This window comes from Mycobacterium sp. C31M (assembly GCF_053345865.1).
In genome coordinates this window covers 237846-245406 of record NZ_JBKFAX010000010.1, presented here as the reverse complement: position 1 = coordinate 245406, position 7561 = coordinate 237846, and the positions used below count along the sequence as shown (strand labels likewise).

At 67.6% G+C, this 7561-nt stretch carries 7 protein-coding genes; 4 read left to right on the top strand and 3 right to left on the bottom strand.

Annotated features, from left to right (window positions below; genetic code table 11):
• Window positions 1-515, bottom strand: a 515-nt coding sequence (locus ACLBYA_RS17375) for an IS110 family transposase (protein ID WP_447710660.1), incomplete at its 3' end; no start/stop codon positions are given.
• 246 nt (window positions 516-761) lie between these two features.
• On the opposite strand from ACLBYA_RS17375, the gene ACLBYA_RS17370 reads away from it, so the two are divergent.
• On the top strand, window positions 762-1991 hold the full coding sequence (locus ACLBYA_RS17370) for an acyl-CoA dehydrogenase family protein (RefSeq protein ID WP_447710659.1): 1230 nt from the start codon (window positions 762-764) through the stop codon (window positions 1989-1991).
• A 41-nt stretch (window positions 1992-2032) separates the two neighbouring features.
• The gene (locus ACLBYA_RS17365; protein WP_447710658.1) at window positions 2033-2830 is read left to right on the top strand and encodes an SDR family NAD(P)-dependent oxidoreductase; all 798 of its coding nucleotides are present in this window, start codon (window positions 2033-2035) and stop codon (window positions 2828-2830) included.
• A gap of 6 nt (window positions 2831-2836) precedes the next feature.
• On the opposite strand, the gene ACLBYA_RS17360 is transcribed toward ACLBYA_RS17365, so the two are convergent.
• Together ACLBYA_RS17360 and ACLBYA_RS17355 are read right to left on the bottom strand one after the other, a co-directional pair.
• Window positions 2837-4168 (bottom strand): NtaA/DmoA family FMN-dependent monooxygenase, encoded by a 1332-nt coding sequence (locus ACLBYA_RS17360; protein WP_447710657.1) that lies wholly within the window; start codon window positions 4166-4168, stop codon window positions 2837-2839.
• A 21-nt stretch (window positions 4169-4189) separates the two neighbouring features.
• Window positions 4190-5803 carry a rhodanese-like domain-containing protein gene (locus ACLBYA_RS17355; protein ID WP_447710656.1) on the bottom strand — a complete coding sequence of 538 codons (1614 nt, stop codon included), beginning with the start codon at window positions 5801-5803 and terminating at the stop codon, window positions 4190-4192.
• Between the two features lie 148 nt (window positions 5804-5951).
• Between ACLBYA_RS17355 and ACLBYA_RS17350 the strand changes: the two genes are divergently transcribed.
• Window positions 5952-6719, top strand: a complete 768-nt coding sequence (locus ACLBYA_RS17350) for an ABC transporter ATP-binding protein (protein WP_447710655.1) — start codon at window positions 5952-5954, stop codon at window positions 6717-6719.
• Entirely contained in the window at window positions 6716-7534 is an 819-nt protein-coding gene (locus ACLBYA_RS17345; protein WP_447710654.1) for an ABC transporter permease, read from the top strand. The genes ACLBYA_RS17350 and ACLBYA_RS17345 overlap by 4 nt, the downstream gene beginning before the upstream one ends.
• The last annotated feature ends 27 nt before the right edge of the window (window positions 7535-7561 follow it).

Below are 7561 nucleotides of genomic sequence, written 5' to 3'. Positions count from 1 at the left end.
AGCAGCGCGGCCCGCTCCAATGCCGGGCAGACCGCGATGAGTTGTTGGCGAAGCCGGTTGATCGTGCGGGTGCGGTCGGCGACCAGATCCGCGCGATGAGCGGTGAGCATCCGCAGCTCGCTGATCAGGTCGTTGTCGGGGTGCAACATCGGCAGATCAGCACCGCGCATCCGAGACTGGTCGGCGATCACCCGCGCGTCTTTGGCGTCGGTCTTGGCTTCGCCACCGCGGTAGGTCGCCGAAGCTTGCCAGACCGCGCGGCCGGACAGATAGCGCACCGTCTTGCCGGCATCGGCCAATACGGTCAACAGCAAGCCGGCGTACACCGTGGTCAGATCCACCGTCCAGGACACCTCCGGGCTCAGCGCATCGACCTCGGCGACCAGTCCTCGGATCGATTGCTCGTCGTTGGCGAGCTTGCGCGAGAGCACCGCAGTGCCCTTGTCGTCGATCGCGCAGACCCAATGGTGTTCCTTACCGACATCCACACCAGCCCACAACTGGCCTGTTGCCATCGAAGCTCCTATTCGCTTGTCGTCCAATATGATCCCCACGGACAACCCCGCCGGCATTTCCTTAAACAAGCGATCCCATCGCAGATCTCAATCAGCGGCCAGAGAAGTCCAGGCGGGCCGGGCGGCCAGTCCTTTCAAGCCGCACCTACAGGCCGGCAACAAACATGCAGCCTCACCCGACCCACCCGGGTCACAGCCCAACGCAACAACACGAAGTAACTGCAACTACGAACTTAAGGACAACACATGTCGATCACCGCGGAAAAGCCGCAGCAGCAGCCGAATTTCACCGCGCCGGTGACCCCGGGGTCACCCGAACTGCGGGCGTTGCTCGACCATATCGACGCCGGCGTCGTCGAACGCGACCGCGCGGACCGCCACCCGTTCGAGGAGTTCGTGGCGATCCGGGCGGCCCGGCTAGGAGCACTGCGGCTGCCCACCGCCGAGGGTGGCGGCGGTGCGACCCTCACCGAACTGTTCGAGACGGTCATTGCCATCGGCGAGGTGGACCCGAACGTCGCGCACAGCGTGCGCAACCACTTCAACTTCACCGAAAGCCTGCTCCGTCAACCCGGCAGCACCGATGCCCGGTGGCTGGAGCAGGTGCGCGCGGGCAAACTGTTCGGGACATCCACCACCGAGCTGAGCCAGAAGAACGCCGGCGGACGGGCTCGCGATTTCGAGTCCCGGATCACCGAGACCCCGGATGGCCTGCGACTGAACGGAACCAAGTTCTACAGCACCGGCAATCTGTACGCCGACTTCCTCGTCGTCAGCGCCACCGGACCCGAAGGCGACCCGGTGCGGGTCGTCGTTCCGGCCCGAATCGACGGGGTCATCGTCGAAAGGGACTGGGACGGAATCGGTCAGCGTTTCACCGGCAGTGGAACCACGCGCTATGTCGATGCCGCTGTGGCGCGCGCCGACTTCCTCAGCCGCGGCACGCTGTACGGCGAACTGCCCTACTCGGCGACCTTCCCGCAGCTGTTCCTGACCGCGGTGATCGCGGGGATCCTGCGCCGCGTCACCCGCGACGCGGTGCAGCTTGTGCACACCAAAGCGCGCACCTTCTACCACGCGGCGTCCCAACAGCCCACCGACGATCCGATCCTGCAGCAGACCATCGGCGTGATCGCCAGCCAGGCATACGCCGCAGAGGCACTGGTCCTGCACGCCGCCGATGCGCTGTCAGAGGCCTACGCCGCGCACGGCACCAGCGCCGAGCCCGACCTGTCCATCCGGGCCGCACTGCGTGCGGCCAAGGCCAAGGTCGTCGTCGACGAACTGGCGCTGCGCGCCGCCGGTGACCTCTTCGACGTCGGCGGCGGCACCGCCGCGCGGCGCAGCTCGCATCTGGACCGGCACTGGCGCAACATCCGCACCCTGGCCGCACACAATCCGAAAACCTTCAAGGCCAGGGCAATCGGCGCTCACGAGCTCACCGGTGAACGCCTGCCCAACGGCGCGTTCTTCTAAAAGCATCACCACCACCGCACGAACACCGACAAGGAGCAGAAATGGATCTTCAACTGACCGGCAAGCGCGCGATCATCACCGGCGGCAGCAAGGGTATCGGCCTGGCGGTCGCGCATGCGCTGGCGGCCGAGGGCGTCGATGTGGTGCTGGCCGCCCGCACCCAGGACGAGCTGGAGAAGGCGGCCGCCGAGGTCGCCGAGCGCAGTGGCCGGCGCGCCATCGGAGTGGTCACCGACACCGGTGACGACGAATCTGTACGCAACCTGGTGGCCCGGGCGGTGGAGGAACTCGGCGGCGTGGACATCCTGGTGAACAACGCATCCAACCAGAGCATCGGGGCCGGCTTCCCCGACCTGGCCCATACCACCGACGAAGCCTTCTGGGGTGATGTGAACATCAAGGTTGTCGGCTACCTGCGGGCCGCCCGCGCGGTCGCCCCGCATCTGGTGACCCAGGGCTGGGGCCGGATCATCAACGTCAGCGGGCTCGGTTACCGGCAGACCCACTCGATCGTGCGCAGCATCCGCAATGTCAGTGTCGCCGCGCTGACCAAGAACCTGGCCGACGAGCTGGGGCCGCACGGGGTCAACGTGACCGTGGTGCACCCCGGCCAGACCCGCACCGAATCGAAGACCGTGCAGTACCAGGCCGCCGCCGACAAGGCGGGTGTGGAACTGGCGGCCTACGAGAAGGACCTGGCCAACAATGCGATCGGGCGGGTCGTCGATGCGACCGAGGTGGCCGATGTCATCGCGTTCCTGGCCTCCCCGCGCAGTGTGAGCATCACCGGTGACGCCATCGCTGCCGGCGGCGGACTGCTGGGCACCGTCAACTACTGATCCGGGTCAGGGGGTTGCGGCGAGGCCGAGGTGATACGGCTCGAGTCCGAGGTTCTGGCGCAGTGTCCGGCCTTCGTACTCACGCCGCAACAACCCCTTGTCCTGCAGGAGCGGGACCACCTGGCCGGTGAACCGGTCGAACGAGTTGCCGCCGTGCAGTGTGAACCCGTCGCAGGCCCGCACGGCGAACCACTCGGCGAACACGTCGGCGACCTGCTCGGCGGTGCCGACGACATCGAGATGCCCGCTGCCCCGGATGCGTTGCAGGAACTCACGCACGGTGACACCGTCGATCTCGGTGACGAGGTCGCGCAGCAGCAGACCGCGGCTGACCCGCCGATGGTTGGCGGCCATGAGTTCCCGGCTCGGGATCCGGTCGATGGGGATGACGTCGTCGAGCTCGAGATCGTCGAGAACCAGTGTGGGTGCTTCACGTCGGACGAATTTGCGGCGGGCCTCGTAGTAGTCGGGTTCGCCGAAGACCTCCCGGTACTCCGCCAGCGCCGCGGCCTCGGTGTCGGCGATATAAGTGCGGATACCGGGCAGCACCCGCAGCGAATCGGGGTGGCGCCCGTGGGCCTGCACCCTGGCCTTGATGCTGTCGTAGTAGGACCGGGCGTGCGCGAGGTCGGGGGTGGCGACGAAGACCGCTTCACCGAAGCGTGCGGCGAAGCGGATCCCATCCTCGGAGGCACCGGCCTGGAACACCACCGGCAGATCGTCGACCAGCCGCGAGACGTCGAGCGCCTGCTGCACGGCGTAGTACTTGCCGACGTGCTCGATATCGTGGATGCGGTCGGGATCCACCGAGGGCGCGGCCCCGTCGGTGAAGGTCAACGCGTCGGGCTGCCAGCTGTTCCACAGTGCGAGCACAACGTCGATGAATTCCGTTGCCCGGGCGTAACGTTCGGACGGTTCGAAGAGCACGTTGGGTCCGAAATTGACCTCACCGTTGAACGAGGTGACGGCATTCCAGCCCGCCCGGCCGCCGCTGACATTGTGCAGGGTGGCGATCTGGCGGGCCACGTTGTACGGCTCGAAGAACGAGGTGGACGCCGTGACGACCAGACCGATGTGCTCGGTCACCGAGGCCAGGGCCGCCGACACCGCCAACGGCTCCCCCAGCAGACTGGGGTCGTTGATGATGTTGTTCTTGTCGAATCCGAGGAAGTCGGCCTTGAAGAAGGCATCGAGTTTGGCATGTTCGGCCTGCTGGGCGAACTCGACGATGCGCCCGAACGCCGACGCCGGTGTCGACCCGCGCGCGGGCTGCTTGTCCGACCATCCACTGGGACGGTCGAACAGGACCAGGTTCAGGTACTCACGACGTGGCGCCACGGCGCGATCCGTTCGGGCGCATCAGTCGAACCGCTTGAACGGCACGGTGTCATCGGCGTCGAGCTCGGCGACCAGGCCCAGTTCCCAATCCAGATAACGGCGGAATCCGGCCTTGCGCCGTTCCGGGTCGGACTCGCGCCACCCCGAGGCGACGATATCCTGCGGCTCGGAGAGCCAACTCTCGGTATCGGTCTCCAGCGCCAGCCCGGCCGCCCGCCAGGCGACGGTACCCCCGTCGAGGACCCGGATGGGGCGCGCGGTCAGCCCGGCGAGGTCGGCCGCGGTGAATGCCGCAAGCACCCCGTCCTCGGAGGTCAGCACGATCGGGCCGGCGCCCGGGATGGCCGCCACCGTCGCCGCCAGTCGGGACCGGATGACGAAATGTGCATCGGGGATGTGTCCGGCCCGGTAGACGGGGCTGGGCGACACGTCGAGCACGGTGACCTCGCCGCGCGCACCGTCCAGCGCGGCGGCGTCGATCAGGTCGTAGCCCTCGGTGGGCGTCTCGAAAAGCGCGGGCGCCGGACCGGTTTCGAGATCGGCACCGTCGAGCGCATTCTCCAGCACGAACACCTCACCCCAGCCGATCTGGGCGATCCAGGACGCGGCCACCGTGGCGCGCACAGAATCGTTGTCCACCAGCACGATTCGCGCGTTGTGGACGCCGACGTGCCGGAACGTCCACGGCGCGACATCCCAGCTGGGCCCCGAACGCGAACCGGGCAGATGCCCGGCCTCGTACTCCTCGGGAGTGCGCACATCGAGCAGGTACAGCGAGCGGGTGTCGGCCTCGGCGCGGAACCGGTCCAGTGTCGCCGTGTCGATACCGGAGATGGCGAACCGTTGGGCGAAGCGTTGCGCGGCGGCATGGGCGGACTCCAGGGCCTGGCCGGCCGGGGCCGGCGCGGCGACCGACTCCCCGTGCACGAGGTCGTGGCCTTCCAGCACCCACGACTGGGTACCACCTTCCAGCGACACCACCGTGTTGGGCAGCCCGGCGTTGATCAGCACCTGGGCGCCCAGGATACTGCGCGTACGGCCTGCGCAGTTGACCACCACCAGCGAATCCGGGGACTTCACCACCTCGGCGGCGCGGTACACCAGCTCCGCGCCGGGGATCGAGGTGCCCCCGGGCAGGCTGTGATTCTCGAACTCGCCGATCGGCCTGCTGTCGAGCAGCACGATGTCCTCACCGGCGGCGACCCGGTCGCGGTACTCCGCAACGCTGATATGCGGTGTGGCGTAGACGTGTTCGATCCACTCACCGAACGCCTGGCCGATGACGTGATCGCCACCGGACTGGACCTTGTGTCCGGCGTCGGCCCAGGCCCGCACTCCCCCGGCCAGCACCCGCACATCGATGTAGCCCAGTGCAGCGAGCCGGGCGGACGCCCGGTCGGCCAGCGGCTCGCCGTCCCCGCCGTCGTAGACGATCACGGGTGTGGACAGCCGGGGAATACGAGCGCGCACAAGGACTTCCAGCTTGCTCAGCGGAAGGGACACCGCCAGTAGGATCGAGCCCTGTTCAGCGGTGACGCCGGCCTCCCGGACGTCGACGAGGGCGTACTCCGAGCCGGAGCCCACCAGGTCGTGGAGTTCATCGGCAGTGATCGAGGTGGTCGCAACGGTCGTCATACCCGAGGAGTCTGGAGTTCGGCCCGGCACCGAACAATCGCCTCCCGCTACGGGAAACGGTCGCGCTGACTTAACAGTCGCTTCGGCCCTCGGCGGTAGCGTCGACTCATTCCGACAACCCGTCCCATGATCGTGAGGTGGCTCCGCAGTGTCCTCCGTGTCGCCGGTACCGACACCGTCCGCCCTGACCGTCCGGGGACTGCGCAAGACGTACCCGTCCGGGTTCACCGCATTGCACGGACTGGATCTCGACATTCCCGACGGCGCCTTCTTCGGCCTGCTCGGCCCCAACGGCGCGGGAAAGTCGACGTTGATCTCGGCGACCTGCAATCTGCTGCGTCCCACGGCCGGTGAGATCGAGGTCTTCGGCCACCGGCACGATTCGCGCACCGCGCGGGCGCTGATCGGGCTGGCCGAGCAGGAGGTCAACCTCGACCGGTTCCTGACCAATGTGGAGGTGCTGATCTATCACGCCGGCTATTTCGGGCTGGGCCGTCGCGAGGCGACCCGGCGGGCCTATGACCTGATGGAACTGCTGGGGCTGGCCGACAAGGCCCGGCAACGTCCCCGCGAGCTGTCCGGCGGTATGCAGCGCCGGTTGCTGGTGGCACGCGCGTTGATCAACCGCCCCCGGCTGATCATCCTCGACGAGCCGACCGCAGGTGTGGACGTCGAATTGCGGTCCGACCTCTGGGGATACATGCGCGACCTACACCGCGGCGGACATACGATCCTGCTGACCACCCATTACCTCGAAGAGGCCGAGGCGCTGTGCGACGAGATCGCATTGATCCGGGCGGGCCGGGTGATCTCCCGGGACAGTGCGGCTGCGCTGCGGGCAACCTTCGGGGCCGCCGACCTCACCGAGGTCTACACCAGGGCCATGGCGGCACCGGGAACCGAGGCCCCCCGATGACCGAGAACTGGCTGCGCACAGCCCCGTTGACGCCCCATGACGTGCCGTATCAGCCGCAGCGGCCGGCCTTCACCTGGCTGCTGCAGCGCGAGATCGTGCGCTACATGAAGGTCTGGTACTACACCGTCGCCGGTCAGGTGCTGGCGGCGCTGCTGTTCGTGTTCGTCTTCGGGTTGGCCCTGGGCAGCCGGATCGAACCGGTGCGCGGGGTGGCCTACGACCAGTTCATCCTGCCCGGGCTGGTGGTTCTGGCGGTGGTGACGGCCGGTTACATCCAGGGTTCGGCCTCACTGTTCGAGGCCCGCAAGGACCGGTTCATCAACGCGGTGCTGGCCAGTCCGCTGCGCTGGTGGGAGATCAACCTCGCCCTGGTGCTGGGGTCCATCGTGCGCGGCATCCTGATCGCCTCGGCGATCCTGCTCATCGCGATGCCGTTGACCGGATCGCATATCGCCAGGCCCGGCTACGCCGTGGCGGCGTTCGCGGCCCTGCTGATCTTCGCCGCCCAGGCCGGGATGATCGCCGGGATGTACAACCAGACCCAGGAACACGTGGCCGCCATCCAGGTGCTGATCGTGCAACCGCTGTGCTTTCTGGGCGGTGTGTTCTACTCGGTGCACGACCTGGGACCGGTGTGGCGCACGGTGAGCCACCTCAATCCGGTGTTCTACGCCGTCCAGGCCATGCGGCACGGGATGATCGGCGACGCCGACATCTCCGCGCCGCTGGCGCTGCTCGTCGTGATCGGCGCCGCCCTGACCGCCGGGGCCTTCCTGGCGCACAAATTCCGGACGGGTGACCGGCTCAAGCCGTGATGCGCTAGACAGGAGAGGTGCACAGCG

Bases quoted from the DNA above. Each gene is read 5' to 3' on its own strand.
- ACLBYA_RS17365 (WP_447710658.1), top strand. From the start codon at position 2,033: ATGGATCTTCAACTGACCGGCAAGCGCGCGATCATCACCGGCGGCAGC.
- ACLBYA_RS17345 (WP_447710654.1), top strand. From the start codon at position 6,716: ATGACCGAGAACTGGCTGCGCACAGCCCCGTTGACGCCCCATGACGTG.
- ACLBYA_RS17355 (WP_447710656.1), bottom strand. From the start codon at position 5,803: ATGACGACCGTTGCGACCACCTCGATCACTGCCGATGAACTCCACGAC.
- ACLBYA_RS17370 (WP_447710659.1), top strand. From the start codon at position 762: ATGTCGATCACCGCGGAAAAGCCGCAGCAGCAGCCGAATTTCACCGCG.